The 18,418-nt window shown below is 75.2% G+C and carries 14 protein-coding genes; 10 read left to right on the forward strand and 4 right to left on the reverse strand.

The genetic code is table 11. The annotated features are described in order from the left end of the window. Nucleotides 1–47 precede the first annotated feature (47 nt). The 5 genes from ACFU7Y_RS06720 to ACFU7Y_RS06740 all read left to right on the forward strand — a co-directional run bounded on the left by ACFU7Y_RS06720 (nt 48) and on the right by ACFU7Y_RS06740 (nt 7,103). On the forward strand, nt 48–1,664 hold the full coding sequence (locus ACFU7Y_RS06720; RefSeq protein WP_380766677.1) for a class I adenylate-forming enzyme family protein: 1,617 nt from the start codon (nt 48–50) through the stop codon (nt 1,662–1,664). Continuing rightward, nucleotides 1,661–2,938: a beta-ketoacyl-[acyl-carrier-protein] synthase family protein gene (locus tag ACFU7Y_RS06725; RefSeq protein ID WP_380766678.1), complete on the forward strand. Its 1,278-nt coding sequence runs from the start codon at nt 1,661–1,663 to the stop codon at nt 2,936–2,938. The genes ACFU7Y_RS06720 and ACFU7Y_RS06725 overlap by 4 nt, the downstream gene beginning before the upstream one ends. A gap of 105 nt (nt 2,939–3,043) precedes the next feature. Continuing rightward, on the forward strand, nt 3,044–4,996 hold the full coding sequence (hppD, locus tag ACFU7Y_RS06730; RefSeq protein ID WP_224285009.1) for a 4-hydroxyphenylpyruvate dioxygenase: 1,953 nt from the start codon (nt 3,044–3,046) through the stop codon (nt 4,994–4,996). Beyond that, nucleotides 4,993–6,138, forward strand: coding sequence for a thiamine pyrophosphate-dependent dehydrogenase E1 component subunit alpha (locus tag ACFU7Y_RS06735; protein ID WP_380766679.1), 1,146 nt, complete (start codon nt 4,993–4,995; stop codon nt 6,136–6,138). The genes hppD and ACFU7Y_RS06735 overlap by 4 nt, the downstream gene beginning before the upstream one ends. Next, nucleotides 6,135–7,103 (forward strand): alpha-ketoacid dehydrogenase subunit beta, encoded by a 969-nt coding sequence (locus ACFU7Y_RS06740; RefSeq protein ID WP_224283800.1) that lies wholly within the window; start codon nt 6,135–6,137, stop codon nt 7,101–7,103. The genes ACFU7Y_RS06735 and ACFU7Y_RS06740 overlap by 4 nt, the downstream gene beginning before the upstream one ends. A gap of 37 nt (nt 7,104–7,140) precedes the next feature. Here ACFU7Y_RS06740 and ACFU7Y_RS06745 read toward each other — a convergent pair whose 3' ends face one another. Beyond that, nucleotides 7,141–8,490 (reverse strand): acyltransferase, encoded by a 1,350-nt coding sequence (locus tag ACFU7Y_RS06745; RefSeq protein WP_224283801.1) that lies wholly within the window; start codon nt 8,488–8,490, stop codon nt 7,141–7,143. Between the two features lie 158 nt (nt 8,491–8,648). On the opposite strand from ACFU7Y_RS06745, the gene ACFU7Y_RS06750 reads away from it, so the two are divergent. Together ACFU7Y_RS06750 and ACFU7Y_RS06755 are read left to right on the forward strand one after the other, a co-directional pair. Next, complete coding sequence (locus tag ACFU7Y_RS06750) at nt 8,649–11,042, forward strand: FHA domain-containing protein (RefSeq protein WP_380766681.1); 2,394 nt, start codon at nt 8,649–8,651, stop codon at nt 11,040–11,042. Nucleotides 11,043–11,351: 309 nt separating this feature from the next. Then, complete coding sequence (locus ACFU7Y_RS06755; protein ID WP_380766682.1) at nt 11,352–11,912, forward strand: DUF1304 domain-containing protein; 561 nt, start codon at nt 11,352–11,354, stop codon at nt 11,910–11,912. 42 nt (nt 11,913–11,954) lie between these two features. Here ACFU7Y_RS06755 and ACFU7Y_RS06760 read toward each other — a convergent pair whose 3' ends face one another. After that, entirely contained in the window at nt 11,955–13,313 is a 1,359-nt protein-coding gene (locus tag ACFU7Y_RS06760) for a streptophobe family protein (protein WP_380766683.1), read from the reverse strand. Nucleotides 13,314–13,796: 483 nt separating this feature from the next. On the opposite strand from ACFU7Y_RS06760, the gene ACFU7Y_RS06765 reads away from it, so the two are divergent. Beyond that, complete coding sequence (locus ACFU7Y_RS06765) at nt 13,797–14,651, forward strand: DUF6777 domain-containing protein (protein ID WP_380766684.1); 855 nt, start codon at nt 13,797–13,799, stop codon at nt 14,649–14,651. Between the two features lie 61 nt (nt 14,652–14,712). Here ACFU7Y_RS06765 and ACFU7Y_RS06770 read toward each other — a convergent pair whose 3' ends face one another. Next, nucleotides 14,713–15,156 (reverse strand): helix-turn-helix domain-containing protein, encoded by a 444-nt coding sequence (locus tag ACFU7Y_RS06770; RefSeq protein ID WP_224283680.1) that lies wholly within the window; start codon nt 15,154–15,156, stop codon nt 14,713–14,715. A 135-nt stretch (nt 15,157–15,291) separates the two neighbouring features. Here ACFU7Y_RS06770 and ACFU7Y_RS06775 point away from each other — a divergent pair, with 135 nt between their 5' ends. Beyond that, a complete protein-coding gene (locus ACFU7Y_RS06775; protein WP_380766685.1) occupies nt 15,292–16,545 on the forward strand; it encodes an MFS transporter in 1,254 nt (417 codons plus the stop codon). A gap of 52 nt (nt 16,546–16,597) precedes the next feature. Here the strand turns inward: ACFU7Y_RS06775 and ACFU7Y_RS06780 are convergent, their stop codons facing one another. Beyond that, nucleotides 16,598–17,032 (reverse strand): DUF4259 domain-containing protein, encoded by a 435-nt coding sequence (locus ACFU7Y_RS06780; RefSeq protein WP_224283682.1) that lies wholly within the window; start codon nt 17,030–17,032, stop codon nt 16,598–16,600. A gap of 120 nt (nt 17,033–17,152) precedes the next feature. Between ACFU7Y_RS06780 and ACFU7Y_RS06785 the strand changes: the two genes are divergently transcribed. Next, nucleotides 17,153–17,962 carry a nucleotidyltransferase domain-containing protein gene (locus ACFU7Y_RS06785; RefSeq protein WP_380766686.1) on the forward strand — a complete coding sequence of 270 codons (810 nt, stop codon included), beginning with the start codon at nt 17,153–17,155 and terminating at the stop codon, nt 17,960–17,962. Nucleotides 17,963–18,418: the final 456 nt, after the last annotated feature.

Consider the following 18,418-nt stretch of genomic DNA (forward strand, 5'->3'; position numbering starts at 1 on the left):
TCAGCCGCCCGGGCCGTCCACCGGCCCCGAGGGAGGGATCCACCCCCGTGACCATCCGCAGCCTCCGCACCCAGCTCGCGGACGACCCCGACGTGGGCGCCGGCAACGTCCTGACCGCCCGGATCGCGCTCGGGCTCGACCTGGACGTGCCGCTGCTCAGCTTCGACACCCCGGTGGACGACCACTCCGCCTGGCAGCCGTTCACCCTGCGCGAGCTGGACCGCGCCGTCCGGACCCGCGCCGCCGCACTGCACGGTCTGGGCGTCACCCGGCGCGACCCGGTGGTGGTGTACGCGGGCGACGCCGCCGACCACGTGCTCGCCTTCCTCGCCCTGGCCCGGCTCGGCGCCATCCCCGCACTGCTCAACCCCAACCTGGACGGCGAGCGCGCCGCCCGCTACATCGCGCGCCTCGGCGCGGCCGGCGTCCTCGCCGACCCCGCCCGCCTGGCCGCGCTGGCCGACCACGACCCCGGCGCGCCGCTGCTGCCCGAGATCTCCACCCTCGGCGCCGGCGACCCGGACGCCGCCCCGGAGCCGTACCGGCACTGGTCCGGCGACCCGGTGGCGATCACCCACTCCTCCGGCACCACCGGCATGCCCAAGGCCGTCGTCCACTCGCACGCGAGCCTGTACGCGGCGATCCGCCACCGGTTGCGGCTGCCCCGCCCGCAGGGCCAGGACCGGATGCTCAGCGCCCTGCCCGCCCCGCACGCCGCCACCCTGATCGCACTCAACCTCGCTCTCAGCTCGCACACCGAACTCGCCGTGCTCTCCCGGCAGTCCGGCGACGGCGTGCTGGCGGCGATCGAGCGGTGGCGGCCCACCGGGGTGATCGGCTTCGCCGCCACCTGGGCCGACCTCGCCCGGCACGACCTCGCCGCCCGGGACCTGACCTCCGTCGCGCTCTGGTGGAACACCGGCGACTGCGCCCACGAGGTGCACATCCGCCGCCTGATCGCCGCCGGCAGCCGGGAGACCGTCACCCGGGCCGGCCGGACCCGGCTGCCCGGCTCGCAGTTCGTGGACGGCCTCGGCTCCACCGAGATGGGCCACTCGCACTTCTTCATCACCCACGGCCCCGGCACCGAGCGCTACGGCCGCTGCGTGGGCCGACCGCACGCCTTCGTCGACTGCGAGGTCGTCGGCCCGGACGGCGAACCGCTCGGCCCCGGCGAGGTCGGCGAACTCGCCACCGCCTCACCCACGTTGGCGATCGGCTACTGGAACGACTCGGCCACCACCTTCCGCACCCGGCTGCGCGGCCGCTTCCTCACCGGGGACCTGATGTACCGGGACGAGGAGGGCTACTACTACCATGTGGACCGGGCCGTCGACTCGGTCGAACTCGGCGGCGGCAAACGGCTGTTCACCGCGATGTCGGAGGAGCGGGTGCTGGCCGCCTGCCCGGACGTGCTGGACTGCACGGTGGTCGCGGTACGGGACGGCGACCGCGTGGTCACCGACGTGCTGCTGCTCCTCGCCGCGGACGCCGACGGGGCCGCGGACCGCACCGAGGCGGTCGTGGCCGCCCTGGACGAGGCCGCCGCCGCGACCGTCCGCAAGGTGCTGGTGGTCTCCCCCGACGACATCCCGCTCGGCCCGACCGGCAAGGTCCGCAAGGTCCTGCTGCGGCAGACCCACCTCTCGGCGGTGGGCGCGTGAGCGAGCGTAGTGGGCACATCAGCCCGCGCTCCGGCGCCGTCGTCACCGGCATCGGCCTGGTCTCCCCGCTCGGCCGCAAGCCCGCCGAGGTGTTCGAGGCACTCACCGCCGGCCGCTCCGGCCTGCGCGCCGTCCCCGAGGGCCACGCCGCGCACGGCCGGCTGCCCGCCGCCGGGATCGCCCCCGCCGTGGACGGCCGGGAGGTGCTGCCGCCCACCGAGACCCGCTGCGTGGACCGCTTCGTGCTGCTCGCCCTGGCGGCGGCGGACGACGCGCTCGCCGACGCCGGCCTGGCGGTCGGCCGGGACGCCGACCCGCACCGCACCGCCGTGGTGCTGGCGACCGGCGGCGGCGGGCTGGAGACCTTCGAGCAGCAGTCGCACCGCCGGCTGGAGCGCGGCCGCCCCGGCGTCAGCCCGTACCTGCTGCCCGGCATGCTCTCCAACATGGCCGCCGCCCGGATCGCCATCAAACACGGCATCCGGGGCTACAGCTCCGCCGTGGTGACGGCCTGCGCGGCCGGCGCCCAGGCGATCGCCGAGGGGCTGCGGCTGATCCGGGCCGGCGACGCCGACGTGGTGGTGTGCGGCGGCACCGAGTCCTCGCTGCACCCGACCATCGCCGCCGCCTTCACCAACGCCCGTGCCCTGGCGCAGGGCTGGGACGAACCCGAGCAGGCCAGCCGGCCCTTCGACAGCCGCCGCAACGGCTTCGTGCTGGGCGAGGGCAGCGCCGTCCTGGTCCTGGAGCGGACCGAGCACGCCGAGGCGCGCGGCGCCGCCGGGTACGCGGACCTCCTCGGCTGGGGGGCCTCCACCGACGCCCACCACCCGACCATGCCCCGCCCCAACGGCACCGGAGCCGCCGACGCGATGCGCGCCGCACTCGCCAACGCGGGCCTGGCGCCGGGCGACATCGACTACGTGAACGCCCACGGCACCGGCACCAGGCTCGGGGACGTGGCCGAGACCGCCGCGCTGCACGCCGTCTTCGGCGCGCACCCGCCCGCGGTCAGCTCCACCAAGGGCGCCACCGGCCATCTCCTCGGCGCCGCGGGCGCGTTGGAGGCGGCGGTGACCGCCCTGGCGGTGGCGCGGGGGACGCTGCCGCCGACGCTCAACCTCACCGATCCCGACCCGGCCTGCGACCTGGACCACGTCCGGGGCGCCGCCCGGACCGCTCCGGTGCGCGCCGCGCTGAGCAACGCCTTCGCCTTCGGCGGCCACAACCTCAGCCTGATCCTCGGCCCGGCCTCCACCCGGGCCGCCCGATAGCGCCCGTTCGACAGCCGCCGCCCGACAGCGGTCGCCCGCCGCCCACCGCCGCGCGGCGGCAGTGCGCCGATCCTCGATCCGCCATCCCTCCGGGGGGAGATCCCGTTGTCTATCCAGACCATCACCCACGTCGAGTTCCACTGCGCGGACGCCGACAAGACCGCGGCCGGACTCCGCGCCGACCACGGCTTCACCGCCGACGCCCCGGCCACCGCACCGGACGGCGTCCGCACCGTCGCGCTGCGCCAGGGCACCATCCGACTGCGGCTGACCTCCGCCGCCGACCCGGAGCACCCAGTGGCCGAGTACGTCGCCCGGCACGGGGACGGCGTCGCCGTCCTGGCACTCGGTTGCGCCGACCCGGAGGCCGCACTGGAGCGGGCCGAACGGCACGGCGCCCGGGTGCTCGACCGGGCCGGCGCCCTGATCGAGGGCTTCGGCGACACCGCCCTGCGCCTGGTGCCGCTGCCCTGTGACGGGCCCGCCCCGGAACCCCGGCTGCTGGACGACCTCGACCACGTCGCGATCTGCCTGCCGGCCGGCACGCTCGCGGACGCCGTGCGGTTCTGCGAGGACGCACTGGGCTTCCGCACGATCTTCGAGGAGTACATCGAGGTCGGCGAGCAGGCGATGGACTCCACGGTGGTGCAGAGCGCTTCCGGCGGCGCCACCTTCACCCTGATCGAGCCCGACGCCACCCGCCGCCCCGGCCAGGTCGACGAGTTCCTCGCCGCCCACGGCGGGGCCGGTGTCCAGCACCTCGCCTTCGGCACCCGCGACATCGCCGGCGCCGTCCGGGCCGCCCGGGAGCGCGGTGTGGAGTTCCTGACCACCCCGGACGCCTACTTCGACGCCCTGACCGAGCGCTTCGGTGAGACGGCCATCCCGGTGGCGACCCTGCGCGAGCTGCACGTCCTGGTCGACCAGGACCACGGCGGCCAGCTGTTCCAGATCTTCGCCCGCTCGACGCACCCCCGGCACACGTATTTCCTCGAACTGATCGAGCGGCAGGGAGCGGGCACCTTCGGCACCGCGAACATCAAGGCCCTCTACGAGGCCGTCGAACGGCACAGCCCCACCGGCATCCACCGCCCCACCGCCGCCGACCGGCCCGCCCCCGCACATCCGAAGAAGGCCCGCGCGGTGCCCGCAGCCCCCGAGTTCCGGCTCACCGAGGCCGAGCGTGCCCTGCTGCCCACCCCCGAAGAGGTGGCGCACTACCGCGAACACGGCTGGTACCTCTCCCGCAAGCTCTTCAGCGACGAGGAACTGGACACCCTCCAGGCCGCCACCGAGCTGTACTACGCCGGCCACCGCGACCGCGAGCTGCCCGTCCGGCCGCCCCGGCCGGCCTCCTGGCGGCCCTCGGACGGGCCGGTCCAGCGGCACAACGACTACGTGCACTACGAGAGCGACGCGATCGGCGCGATCCTTCGCAAGCCGCTGATCGGCGCGGTCGCCGCGCTGCTCGCCGGGACCGGGGAGGTCCGGATCTTCCAGTCGACGCTCATCTACAAGCCCCCGGTGCCCGAGGAGCCCAGCAACCAGGTGCCGTGGCACTTCGACAAGCACTACTGGCAGACCTGCACCTCGGACGAGATGCTCACCGCCTTCATCCCGTTCCACGACTGCCGCGCGGAGAACGGCACCATCACCATGGTCGACGGCAGCCACCGCTGGCAGGAGCTGCCCTCCGGCGAGGACTCCACCCGGCACTTCGCCGACCGCGACCGCTCCGAGCTGGAGGACATCCTGGCCGCCAACGCCGCCCACAACGGGCAGCAGGTGCACAAGGTCCCCATGCCGATCCCGCGCGGCCACGTGTCCTTCCACCACTGCCGCACCTACCACGGCAGCGGCCCCAACCTGGCCTCCTACCCGCGCCGGGCGGTCTCGCTGCACCTCCAGGACGGCGCCAACGAGTACCGCGGGCACGACCGGCCGGACGGCGAGCCGGTGGTGTACAACCACGACGTGCTGGTGCGCCGCACGGACGACGGCCGTCCGGACTACGCCGACCCGCGGTTCTGCCCGACGGTCTGGCGGGGACGGCCGTGACTGCGCCCGCCCACACGGCCGGCGGCGCTGCGGCACCGCCCGGCGGCCCCGGTGCGCAGGGCCGCCCCGCCCCGCTGGACACCCCGGCCGAGCGCTACCGGATGCTGCGGCTGATCCGCGGCTTCGAGGAGCTGGCGCTCGACCTGGTGAAGGCCGGCGCGATCCCCGGCGGCATCCACCCGTACATCGGGCAGGAGGCCGTCGCGGTCGGCGTCTGCTCGGCGCTCGGCCCGGGCGACCGGCTCGCCAGCACCCACCGCGGCCACGGCCACGTGCTCGCCCGGGGCACCGCGCCGCACCGGCTGCTCGCCGAGCTCCTGGGACGGGTCGGCGGGTCCAACGGCGGCCGGGGCGGCTCCATGCACGCCGCGGACTTCTCGCTGGGCATCCTCGGCGCCAACGGCATGGTCGGCGCCGGCGCCCCGATCGCGGTGGGCGCTGCCTGGGCGGCCCAGGCCGCGCCGCCCGCGCCGGCCACCTCGGCCGCCTCGGTCACCTCGGCCGCCTCGTCGCCCGAACGGACGGCGGCGGACGGCTCCGTCGCCGGGCGGGCGCCGGCCGGCCGCACCCCGGTCGCGGTGGCCTTCTTCGGCGACGGCGCGCTCAACCAGGGCGTCCTGCTGGAGTCGCTCAACCTCGCCGCGATGTGGCGCCTGCCGGTGCTGTTCGTCTGCGAGGACAACGGCTACGCCACCACCCTGCCCGCCGCCACCGCCGTCGCGGGCAGCGCCACCGGCCGGGCGGCCGCCTTCGGCATCCCCGCCGAGGAGGTGGACGGCATGGACACCGAAGCCGTCCGCGCCGCCGCGCTGCGCGCCGCCGAGCGGGCCCGGAGCGGCGGCGGCCCCGGCTTCCTGGCCTGCCGCACCTACCGCTACGAGGGCCACCACACCATGGAGCGCCGGATGAAGCTGCGCTACCGCTCCGCCGAGGAGATCGGGGCCTGGCGCGAGCGCGACCCGCTCCCCCGGGCCGCTGCCCTGCTCGACCCGGCGACGGTCGCCGGGCTGGACCGGTCGGTGGCCGGACAGCTCGCCGCCGCCGAGGAGTTCGCGCTCGCCTCGGAGCACCCGGACCCGGCGGGCGCACTGGACCACCTGTACGCCGACGGGCTGCGGCCCCGGGCAGGAGTGACACCGTGACCAGGCTCTCGTACACCAGGGCGCTCAACCGGGCGCTGGCCGACGAACTCTCCGCCGATCCGGCGGTCTGCGTGTTCGGCGAGGACATCGGCGCCGGTCTGGCCGGTCCGACGCTCGGCCTGCTGGACCGCTTCGGACCGGGGCGGATCGTCGACACCCCGCTGTCCGAGCAGGCCTTCACCTCGATGGCGGTCGGCGCCGCGCTGGCCGGCCGGCGTCCGGTGCTGGAGTTCCAGATCCCGTCCCTGCTGTTCCTGGTCTTCGAGCAACTCGTCAACCAGGCCCACAAGTTCTCGCTGATGTCCGGCGGTCAGGCCACCGTCCCGCTGACCTGCCTGGTGCCGGGCTCGGGCTCCCGGGACGGCTGGGCCGGGCAGCACTCCGACCACCCGTACAGCCTGTTCGCGCACGCCGGGGTGAAGACGGCGGTGCCCGCCACCCCGACCGACGCCTACGGGCTGCTGCGCTCGGCGATCCGCGACCCGGACCCGGTCGTGGTGTTCGCACCCGCCGCCGCGATGCCCGTGCGCGAGACCGTCACCTGGGAACTCGTCCCCGTCCCGCTCGGCCGGGCCCGGATCCACCGGCCGGGCACCGACGTCACCGTGGTCGCCCTCGGGCACCTGGTGCACGACGCCCTCGCGGTCGCCGAGGAACTGGCGCCGGACCTCTCGGTGGAGGTCCTCGACCCGCGCACGGTGCACCCCTTCGACTGGCCGGCGCTCGCCGAGTCGCTGGAACGCACCGGCCGGCTGGTCGTCCTGGACGATTCCAACCGCAGCTGCGGTTTCGGCGCCGAAGTGCTGGCCACCGCCGCCGAGGAGATGCGCCTGGTCGCCCCGCCCCGCCGGATCACCCGCCCGGACGGCGCCGTCCTGCCCTTCGCCCCGGCCCTCGACCGTGCCGTCCAGCCCGGCCGTGAGCAGCTGCGGCACGCGCTGGACCTCGTGATGAAGCACCGCTGACCACGTGGGCACCCGGCTCCCCGGTGCGTACGACGGCTCAGATCACCTTGGGCAGCACCTCGGCCGACCCGGGCAGTTGGTCCTCGGCCCGCCGGAACCGGTGCAGCGCCGCCCGGCCCTCCGCCCCGCGCACCCGGGCGGCGAGCCGGGCCGGCAGCACCACGGTGGCCAGCCGGCCCTCGCCACGGAACCCCTCGACCGTCCAACTGACCCAGGGGAGCGGATAGTTGGCTGCCGGGCTGAAGAGCACCGGGCGATGCCCCTGGAAGCTCACCGCGTAGGCACCGAAACCGCTCCAGTTGGAGAAGCTGAACCGGCGCGCCCCCGGATCGAAGCCCAGCGGCACGCAGTCGCGCAGCCGTGAGCGGCCGAGGGTGGCCAGGAACCACAGGTTGGCGCGGAGGTTGAGGTGCGCGGTCGGGAACTCCTCGACCGCCGTGCGCAGCGCGCCCGCCAGCACCGCCGGACCGTCCTCGGGCCGGTGCGGCACATGGACCTCGCTCAGCAGGTTGCCCACCAGCGCGGGCGACAGGCCCAGCCGGCGGCGAGCGTTGACCGGCACGGTCAGCATCCGCTCGGCATCGTCCCCGTCCAACTCCCGGAGGGTGCTGAGGAGGTGGGCGCAGAGCACGTCACCGGAGGACAGTCGCCGCCCGGTCGCCGCACCGAACTCCTCGCCCATGCGGGCCACTTCGGCGTCGGTGAAGGCGATCTGGACGATCCGGTTGGCACGCGGCCCGGCCGCCACCTCGCGGGCCAGCAGCTCCGCCTCCTCCGCCGACGGCACCCGGAATCCGGGCCGGCCGCAGTCCTCGGCGGGGAGCACATCGTTCAGCAACTCGTCCTGGTCGTCCACGAGTTCGGCATCCGGCAGCGACTCTCCCCCGACCGCAGCGGACCAGATCCGCAGCAGCAGCATGAAGCTGTGCAGGTCACCGATCGCATGGTGCCAGGAGCAACCGAGCACCGTCCCGCCGTCGGCCGTCCGGGTCACCCGCACGGTGAGCAACGGGAGGCCGCCGGTGCGCGCGGCGGGGGCGTCCAACGGGGTGACCAGTTCGGAGCCGGGCGCCGTCACCCGGCCCATCGCCTCGGCGAGCGTGCCCTCCACACCGTAGACGTCGAACGGCACTCCGCTGTCGTCGCAGACCGCCTCCAGGACGCCCTCGACGGTGCGCAGCCGTCCGGCGAAGACCGGCACCCGCTCCAGCGCGCGGGCCAGGCCGGCGGAGAGCCGGCCGTCGTCCAGCGGGTGCTCGAAGCAGAGCACGACCGAGACGGCGAGGTCGGCGAGCATGGTGTCCATCAGTCCGCACCGCAGCACCCGGCCGGTGGCGTGCCCGGCCCGGACGGTCCGGGATCGTCGCAACTGCGGCCAGACGCTCATGGGTTCCGTTCCGAAGCACTCGACGACCTCCGGCTCCGCGCGATCCACGGGCATGCCGAACGATAGTGGCGCACGGAGGAAGTGGTCCAGTCCAATCCCGCACTCCGGAACCGCTCTCCGGCCGCCGCCGCGACCGCAGCGGCGATAGAATGCGCAGCATGGGAGAGCGCCCCGGCGCACCCACCGCGCCGCCCCTCGTACTGGCCACCGACAGCGACTCGCAGCTGATCGACCCGGCCCGGGCCTACCACCTCGGCCGCGACCCGACCGGCGAGGTCGTCCTGGACGACCCCCGGGTCTCCTGGCACCACGCGATCCTGCGCGCCACCGACGGCCACTGGCTGCTGGAGGACGTCGGCAGCACCAACGGCACCTACGACCACGGTCTGCGGGTCAGCAGCGAGGCCGTCGGCCCGGGTACCCGGCTGCGCTTCGGCGACCCGGCCGACGGCCCCTGCGCGTCCTTCACCGATCCGCCCGCCCGGGCCCCCGTCCCCGCCCCGGATCCCGTGCTCGCGGCGCAGCGGCAACCGTCCCTGGTGGCCCCGCAGCTCTCCGGCACCTTCCGCAGCCCGAGCGCCGTGCTGCGGCTTCCCGGGTACACGGTACGGATCGGCCGCTCGCCCGACAACGACCTGGTCCTGGACGACCTGGTGGTCTCCCGGCACCACGCCGAACTGCGTGAACTGCCCGGCGGCGGCCGCGAGATCGTCGACCTGGACAGCCACAACGGCACCTACCTCAACGGCGAACCGGTCCGGCGGGCACCGCTCGGCCCGGCCGACATCGTCGGCATCGGCCACTGCGCGCTCTGCCTGGCCGACGGCCGGCTGGTCGAGTACACCGACACCGGCGAGGTCTCCCTCGACGTCCGGCACCTGGTGGTCCGGGCCGGCCCCGACCACCGGGTACTGCTGGACGACGTCGGTTTCCCGCTCGCCGAGAAGGCGCTGCTCGCGGTGGCCGGCCCGAGCGGCGCGGGCAAGTCCACCCTGCTCAACGCGCTCACCGGGCTGCGCCCGGCCGACCGGGGCACGGTGCTGTACGACGGCCGCGACCTCTACCGCGACTACGCCGAGCTGCGCCGCCGGATCGGCCTGGTACCGCAGGACGACATCCTGCACACCCAGCTCACCGTCCGCCGTGCCCTCTCCTACGCTGCCGAGCTGCGCTTCCCCGGCGACACCGATCCGCACGAGCGGGAGGCCCGGGTCCGCGCGGTGATCCACGAACTGGGCCTGGACGCCCGGGCCGACCAGGTGATCGCCAGCCTCTCCGGCGGCCAGCGCAAGCGGGTCAGCGTCGCGCTGGAACTGCTCACCAAGCCGTCCCTGCTCTTCCTCGACGAGCCGACCTCCGGCCTGGACCCGGGCATGGAGCGCTCCGTGATGCGGATGCTGCGCGGGCTGGCCGACGACGGCCGGACGGTGGTCGTGGTGACCCACAGCGTGCTGAGTCTGAACGTCTGCGACCGCCTGCTGGTGCTGGCCCCGGGCGGACGGACGGCGTACTACGGGCCGCCCGGCGAGGCGCTGGAGTTCTTCGGCTTCACGGAGTGGCCGGAGGCCTTCGAGGCCTTCGAGAACGAGGACCACGCCGCCTGGCAGCAGCGGTTCCGGGAGTCCCCGCAGTACGCGCGCTACGTCGGGGCGGAGGACGGGCCGGCGCCGTACCCGCGTCCGGATCAGGGCGCTTCCGCGCTCGCACCGGTGGCACCCGCGGTCGGCCGGGAGAAGCCGCAGGGCTGGTTCTCCCAACTGGGCACCCTGGTGCGCCGGTACACCGCGGTGCTCGCCGCCGACCGGCTCTTCCTCACCGTCATGGTGATGCTGCCCTTCGTGATCGGCCTGATGTGCCGGGCGATGGCCGGCTCCCGCCTCTCCCCCGACAACGCCGTCAACTGCCTCCTCACGCTGTGCATCGGAGGACTGCTCACCGGCGCCGCCAACTCGGTGCGCGAGCTGGTCAAGGAGCGCGCGATCTACCGGCGGGAGCGGGCGGTCGGGCTGTCCGGATCGGCCTACCTGGTCTCCAAGGTGGTGGTGCTGGGCACGGTCACGGTGGCCCAGGCCGCGGTGCTGACCGTGGTCGGCCTGGCCGGGGTGGACCTGTCCTTCGCGGTGCCGACCGGGGTGGTGATGCCGCAGCTGCCCGAGCTGATCATCGCGGTCGCGCTGCTCGCCTTCTCGGCGATGATGCTCGGCCTGGTGGTCTCGGCGCTGGTGGACAAGGAGGAGGCCACCATGCCGCTGCTGGTGCTCCTCTCGGTGGTGCAGATCGTGTTCAGCGGCCTGATGCTCAAGCTGCACGGCGTCCCGGCGCTGGAGCAGTTCGCCTGGCTGGTCCCGTCCCGCTGGGGCCTGTCGGCGATGGCGCGCACCGTCGAGCTGCACGGCATCTTCCCGAACGCGATCACCGCCGACCCGATGTTCCGCCATCAGCGCTCCGGCTGGCTGACGGGCATGGCGCTGCTGCCCGGGCTCTCGCTGCTGTACGGCCTGGTGGTGGTGGCGCTGCTGCGCCGGCACGAGCCGAGCATCATGCGGCGGTGACCGCCGCCCTCGGTCCGCTGCGCGGGGCCCGGCCGGGCCGCCGCCGGTAGAGTGGGAGGCGACCTGTGGTGCGAGTCGTGCCGCGCGCGACGGGGATCGCGCGGCGGAGGAAAAGTAGCCGCCCATGGACGAGTTCGCGTTCCGCCCCACCCACGTCGCCCCACCGGGCGGGATGTCCTCCCGGGCGACACCCGGCCCGGCCCGACGCCCGGCCCGACGCCCGGCTCGGCGCACTGCTGCCGCTACAGCTGCTCGACCGCCGGGGCCCGCCCCCGCACAGCCCGTCCGCCCCCACCGGACCGGTGGGCCGTGACCTCCGCCGAGCAGTCGGCCGACGGCCTGCCCGCCGGGCTGGTCGGGCGGCGGGTCGCCGGCTACCGGCTGGAGAAGGAGATCGGGTGCCCCGCCGTTCCGCCGGGAGAACGACCTCGCGCTGCTCTGGGCGCACCTCAACGACCCGCCGCCCTCACCCTCGTCAGGAGGGAGCCGTCCGCCATGAACGCCGTGAGCCAGGTCTTCGCCGTGGTCGCCGCGGCGATCCACCTGATCGTCTGGCCCCTGGAGAGCTTCCTGTACGGGCACCCACGGGTGCGGCGCCTGCTGACCGGCGGCACGGCGGACGCCCCGGAGGTCCGACTGTGGCGCGTCAACGTGGGCTTCTACAACCTGTTCCTGGCGCTCGGCCTGGTCGCCGGCCTGGTCCTGCTGCACAGCGGGCACCCGGGGGCCGGACGGGCCGTGGTGCTCTACATCGCGGCGTTCATGGTCGCGGGCGGGGCCACGCTGTTCGCCTCGGAACCGAAGCTGTGGCGCGGCGCACTCGGTCAGGCCGTCCCGGCGGCCGTCATCCTTCTGGCCGAGGCCTTCTGACGTTCCGGCCACCGATTGTTCCGAGCGCGGCCGCGCCCGCCCTCACCCCGTGCCGGCGCCCCGCGCACCGTCCGCCGGCTCCTCGCCGCGGTGCCGCACGCGGGTGGCGAGCAGGGCGCCGAGCGCGCCGGTCAGCAGCCCCCAGCCCGCCGCGAGCGGCACCGCCGTCCAGAGCACCGGGCGCAGGGTGAGGCTGCCGCCGCCCAGCCCGGCCAGCGGGTTGTTGCCGCCGAGCACGGCACCCAGCAGGTCGGCCAGCCCGCCCTGGCCGAGGCCGACACCGAGCACGGAGAGCCCGTAGTCGGCGTCCACCCGGGTCCACAGGCCCATCAGCAGCACGGTGACGGCGGTGGCGAGCGCGAACCGGACGGCGTGCTGCCAGAGCCGGACGGTGCGCGGCGAGCGGCGGGCCGCCAGGAACGCGGCCGCGAGCAGCAGGACGGCGGCCAGCGGCAGCAGCCACCAGACGCGCGCGTCCTGCTCCGCGAGGGTGCCGAGGTCGACGGTCGCCTGCCCGCCCCCGGGGGTGCGCAGCACGGCACTGAGCGGTTCGGGGACGGGCAGGCCGAGTGCGCCGACCAGCCGTCCGTGCCACTCGGCGCCGAGCCCGACACCGAAGGCCGGCCAGGCCAGGTTGGGCAGCGCGAGCAGCACCACGGCCAGGGTCTGCCGGGCGTTGTCGTGCACGATCGCGGTCAGCGCCCCGACCGCCGCACCGACCGCCAGGTACGCCAGCAGGACCAGCCAGAGCGCGAACGCGGCCGGGCGGACCGCGAGTTGGTAGCGCACCAGAGCGGGCGGCAGCGGGGCCCGCCGGGACACCGCGAAGGTGACCGCGAGTACCAGGAGAAACCAGGCCAGCCCGATGCCCACGGTGGTCGGGCCGTCCGCGTGGAAGCCGACCTCCGGGGTGAGCCCGAGCACGCCGCCGATCGTCTGCGCCAGGTCGCCGCTGAGCGGGACGACGAAGGTGTGCTGGGCGCCGAGGGTGAGCAGCACCAGGGCGAGCAGCCAGAGCAGTACCGTCCGGCCGATCCTTCCGAGCAGTTCACCGCCGCCCACGACCGCACGGAAGCCCAGCCGGCGCAGGAACACCTCCGCCATCACGACCGCGCCGGCCACCGAGACACTCAGCGGCATGGCGCTGATCCCGGCCCCGACGGCCGCGAAGTCTCCCGCGCCGCCGTCGAGTCGGACGGTGCCGCCGACGGAGAGCGCGAGCATCGCGGCCAGCACGGCGGGGAAGCCCCCGTCCGGGAGGTCGTCGGCGCCGGCGAGCCAGAGGCCGAGCGCGGCCACCGCCGCCATCGCGACCAACCCGGCCAGCACGACGGCGAGCGCGTCCAGCCAGCCGCGGACGGCGCCGGGCGGGCCCGCGGCCCGCGTGGTGGGCTGCTGCATGCCGTCTCCTCGTCGCTCGCGGGATGCTCGGGCCCCGGCCTGGGCCCGGGATCGCTCGGCATCCGGTCGGTTCCCGGCCGGGTGCCGTGGTGGTTTCCGGTGGGTTTCCAGGGTCGCCGACGGCCGGTGGGCGCGCTCGGCGACGCCCCGGGCACCTGCTGTTGCGGCGAACGGGGCGGCGGGAGAGAAAGAGAAGCGAGTGGCCGGAGCTTCCCGGGTCGGCCGTGGCCGGCCGGCCACCTGCGAAACGGAGCCCCGATGACCGCCCAACCGCCTCCGTCCGGCCCGCCCACCGAGCCTGCGAACGATCGGCCGTCCGGGCCACTGGCCGGTCCGTCGTCCGGCGGGGATGCGGGCGGGCCGGGCGGACCATCGGGACCGGGCGGTACCGGCGGGCCCGGTGGGCCGTCGTCCGGCGGGCCCGGGCGCGAGGCCCGCCGGCCGTGGTGGCGCTCCGGGAAGGGGCTGGCCCTGGCGGCGGGCATGGTGGCGGTGGCCGTGGTGGCCGCCGTGCTGATCGCCGACTACCAGGGCGGCCACAACCCGGCCGTGCCGGCCGTGAACGAGGTCGCCCTGCAGGCCCCGGCCGATCCCGGGCCGGACCCGTTCACCCCGTCGGTGGAGACCCGAGGGGCAAGTGCCCTCGCGCCTGCCCCCGTCGCCCCGACGGCGCAGCGGCCGGGCGGCGCCTCGCCCGGGAGCGGTTCGCCGGCTCTGTTCCACAGCGTCGAGGGCGGCTCCGCCGGGCTGTACGCCGGGACGATGGGCAAGCCGAGCTGCGACACCGAGCGCCTGATCGGGATGGTCTCGACCGGGGACACCGGGCGCGCCTGGGCCTCCGCTGCCGGCATCGCGCAGGCCGAGATCCCCCGCTATCTGCGCTCGCTGACCTCCGCCTACCTGCGGGTGGACACCCGGGTGACCAACCACAACCACAAGAGCGGCGGGGTGGTCGACTACCAGTCCGCACTCCAGGCGGGCACCGCCGTCCTGGTGGACGACCAGGGCGTGCCCCGGGTGCGCTGCTCCTGCGGCAACCCGCTGAAGCCGCCGTTGCTGGTGACCAAGGCCAAGTACACCGGGACGGCCTGGGCCGGCTTCCAGCCGACCGCACTGATCATGGTGGCGCCGCCACCACAGCCGGTGACCCAGATCATCCTGGTGGACATCGAGACCGGCGGGTGGTTCTCCCGGCTGATCGGACGGGCCGAGACCATGGACCAGCACGTCGAACCGCCGACCGGGCCGCTGGCGCCCGGCATCCCGCCGCCGAGCCCCTGGCAGCCGTCCACGCCCTCCGGCTCGGCGACGGGCTCGGAACCCGCCGCCCAGAGCTGACCCGACGCGCCCCGACCCCGGCTGCCACCGGCCACCACCTGGCCGATGGCAGCGGCACGCCTCAGGGCAGCAGCACCCTCGCGTCCTCGGGCCCGAGCACCCGGCCGTCCGCCGAGCGCACCTCGACCGGCGCGACGGGCGCGCCGGACTCGCGGTCCACCAGGCGCGCCCGGGGCTCCTCCTCCTCGAAGAACCACTGGTCGCCCCACTGCCGCAGCGCCGTGATCACCGGGAACAGCGCACGACCCTTCTCGGTGAGCACGTACTCCTGGTACGGGCTGCCATCGGCGGCCGGCGCGAGGTCGAACACCCCGTTGGCGACCAGGTTGGCCAGGCGGGCCGACAGGATGTTCTTGGCCAGGCCGAGGTTCTTCTGGAACTGCCCGAAGCGGCGCAGCCCGTCGAAGGCGTCACGGACGATCAGCAGCGTCCAGCCGTCACCGACGACGTCGAGCGGACGGGCGACCGGGCAGGCCGATTCCTCGTGCGTGATGCGTTTCGGCACTTCTTCCACCTCTCAGCGCTCACCGGTCGGCGCCCAGCGTACCGATCAGAACGTGGTTGCTTATTGAAACCAGGATATGCCATGGTGCGGTGGTAGCACTTTGAAACCACTGCGTCCTTCGAGGGAGCCCCGCCCATGACCTCTCCCGCCCGCGCATCCGCCTCCACCACGACCGCCTCCACCACGACCGCCGCCGACACGACCGGCGCCCCCACCGGGGCACCACCGCGCGGCCTGTCACCCGCCGTCGCCTGGTTGCTCTCCGTCGCCTGCGGCCTCGCCGTGGCCAACGTCTACTACTCGCAACCGCTGCTCGACCTGATCGCCCGGGACCACGGCATCGACCCGGCGACCATCGGCCTGGTCGGCACCCTCACCCAGACGGGCTACGCCCTGGGCCTGCTGCTGCTCGTGCCGCTCGGCGACCACGTCAACCGCCGCACCCTGATCACCTCCCAGCTCGGCCTGTCCGTCCTCGCCCTCCTCGCCGTCGCACTCGCCCCCTCCGCTCCGCTGCTGCTCCTCTCGATGGCCGCCGTCGGCGTCCTCGCGGTCGTCGCCCAGGTGGTCGTCGCCTGCTCCGCCCAACTCGCCGCCCCGGGCGACCAGGGCCGGGTGGTCGGCACCGTGACCAGCGGCATCGTGGTCGGCATCCTGCTCGCCCGCACCGTCGCCGGAACCATCGGCGACCTGGCCGGCTGGCGCGCCGTCTACGTCGCCTCCGCCGTCGCGACCGCCGCCATGGCCGTCGCCGTGGCGGCGGCCGTCCCGTCCGAACGGCACCGGGCGGCCGAACGGATCGGCTACCCCCGCCTGGTCGGCTCGGTCTTCGCGCTCTTCGCTCAGGAGCGCGTACTCCGGGTGCGGGCCGTCCTCGCGCTGCTCAGCTTCACCTCCGTCACCGTGCTGCTCACCCCGATGGTGCTCCCGCTCGCCGCGCCTCCCTTCGACCTCAGCCACACCCGGATCGGGCTCTTCGGCCTCGCCGGTGCCGCCGGCGCCCTCGGCGCCGGGTACGCCGGCCGCCAGGCCGACCGCGGTCGGGCCGAACGCACCGCCGGGATCGGCCTGCTGGCCATGCTGGCCGGCTGGCTCCCGGCCGCACTGCTCCCGCACTCGGTCTGGTGGCTGGTGCTCGCCATGGTGGTGATCGACTACGGCCTGCAGTCCGTCCACGTCGCCAACCAGCACCTCCTCTACCAGGTCCGCCCCGAGGCGCAGAGCCGCCTGACCGCCGGCTACATGCTGCTCTACTCCGCCGGGTGCGGCGCGGGCGCGATCCTGTCCACCGTCGTCTACGACCACGGCGGCTGGACGGCCGTCTGCCTGCTCGGCGCCGCCACCAGCCTGACCGCGCTCGGCTACTGGTGGACGGCGGCCCGCCGCTGACGGCCGCCCGACGCCAGGCCGTTCCGCTCCCGGCGGCTCGGCCCCAGGCCGCTCAGCTCCCGGCCACCGGCGCGTCCGCCGGCGACGCCGCGGCGAGGACCTCCCGCAGCGCCCGTATGCCCTCGCGCCAGGCCGGACCGCTCTCCGTCTCGTCCCACAGCTCCGCGAGCTCCGACTCCTGCGCCACCACCCGGTCCAGCGCCGCCACCGCGAGCGGGCGCAGCTCGGCGGCGAGCGGCGGCACCGGCTCCTTCGGACCGTACGCACTGGTCACCGCCGCCCCGCCCGGGCACTGCGCCGCCACCAGCGCGGCGGCGGCGACCGCCTCCACCGCCTCGTCGGAGTCCAGGAACTCCTCCGCCCCGACGGCGCACCGCAGCGCGGAGCGGAGCAGCGCCTCCCGCTCGCCCGGCGCCGCGTCGTCCAGACCGCCGCTGAAGTCCGCCGCCGAGTCGCTGTCGAAGTGTCCGATGTCCCAGGTGCCCATGCCGATCCCCTCACGCCGGTCGTGTTCGTGTGCGACGGATGCTTGCACACACGACTGACAATCCGCCGGACCGACGGATATTCGCTGGTCGGCGCGGTGAGGGTAGGGCAGAGTGCGGCCATGACCACCACTCAGGGACTGGACCGGGACGGCTGCATCGCCCGGGAGGGCTCGCTCGACCGCGTGCCGCCGGCGTTCGCGCCGGTGGTCACCGCCGCCCGCGAGCGGATCGCCGCGGCCTTCGGCCCCGACCGGCTGCACAGCGCCTACCTCTACGGCAGCGTCCCGCGCGGCACCGCGACCCCCGGCGTCTCCGACCTCGACCTGCTGCTCGCCCTGCACCACGAGCCCACCCCCGCGGACCGGGCGGCGGCCGACGCCCTCGAAGCGGCGCTCGACGCCGAGTTCGCCCAGGTGGACGGCGTCGGCGTGCTGCTCTTCGGCACCGGCACCCTGCTCAGTGAGCTGGAGCGGCACGACCTGGGCTGGTTCGTCGCCTGCCTCTGCACCCCGCTGCTCGGCGAGGACCTCGCCGCCCGGCTCCCCCGCTACCGCCCCACCTCGCTGCTGGCCCGGGAGACCAACGGCGACCTCGCCCTGGCCCTGACCAGGTGGCGCGAACGCGCGGCCGCCGCGGGTACGGACGTCGAACTGCGCGCCCTCGTCCGGGCCGCCTCCCGCCGCCTGGTCCGCACCGGCTTCACCCTGGTCATGCCCCGCTGGGGCGGCTGGACCAGCGACCTCGCCGCCTCCGCCGAGGCCTTCGCCGGCTACTACCCGCAGCGTGCCGACCAGCTGCGCCTCGCCGCCGGCACCGCCCGCACCCCCACCGCCGACCGGGCCACCCTGGCCGTGCTCGTCGACGACCTGGGCCCCTGGCTCGCCGCCGAGTACGCCGCCGTCCACGGCGTGAAGGCGCCCCGCCCGTGACGACGCCGGAGCACCACCCGCCGCTGGTCCGCGAGGTCTTCCCGGACCTGATCCGCGAGCCGGTCGACCTCCTGGAGCACGAGGGCGAGCGCGAACCGGCCGTCGCCGCCCGGGACCTCCGGCTGGTCGCGCGGTGCCGCTGCGGTGACGGCTTCTGCCGGAGCTTGCGGACGGAGCCGCGTCCGGACGGTCAGCCGTTCGGCCCGGCCATCGGTGCGTACCGCTCTCACCGGCCGACGGCATGCTCGCCCTGGACGTCGTGGACGGGCGGATCGTGTACGTCGAGGTCCTCGACCGGGAGCCCCTCACGGACATCCACCCCGGCCCTGACTGACGGCGCGGCGGAACCGACCGCCCCACCTCCGGGGATCTCAGTCCACGCAGGGAATCCCGCCCGCCTTCACCGCCGGCCCCTGCATCGGCAGCCCTCCCGCCGGGTCGGCGGAGGGGTCGGCC

It is taken from the genome of Kitasatospora sp. NPDC057542 (assembly GCF_042801945.1).
GTDB lineage: Bacteria > Actinomycetota > Actinomycetes > Streptomycetales > Streptomycetaceae > Kitasatospora.

Excerpts from the sequence above, each read along its gene's own strand:
- ACFU7Y_RS06745 (WP_224283801.1), bottom strand. The coding sequence starts at position 8,490 with ATGAGCGTCTGGCCGCAGTTGCGACGATCCCGGACCGTCCGGGCCGGG.
- ACFU7Y_RS06750 (WP_380766681.1), top strand. The coding sequence starts at position 8,649 with ATGGGAGAGCGCCCCGGCGCACCCACCGCGCCGCCCCTCGTACTGGCC.
- ACFU7Y_RS06760 (WP_380766683.1), bottom strand. The coding sequence starts at position 13,313 with ATGCAGCAGCCCACCACGCGGGCCGCGGGCCCGCCCGGCGCCGTCCGC.
- ACFU7Y_RS06765 (WP_380766684.1), top strand. The coding sequence starts at position 13,797 with ATGGTGGCGGTGGCCGTGGTGGCCGCCGTGCTGATCGCCGACTACCAG.
- ACFU7Y_RS06775 (WP_380766685.1), top strand. The coding sequence starts at position 15,292 with ATGACCTCTCCCGCCCGCGCATCCGCCTCCACCACGACCGCCTCCACC.
- ACFU7Y_RS06780 (WP_224283682.1), bottom strand. The coding sequence starts at position 17,032 with ATGGGCACCTGGGACATCGGACACTTCGACAGCGACTCGGCGGCGGAC.
- ACFU7Y_RS06785 (WP_380766686.1), top strand. The coding sequence starts at position 17,153 with ATGACCACCACTCAGGGACTGGACCGGGACGGCTGCATCGCCCGGGAG.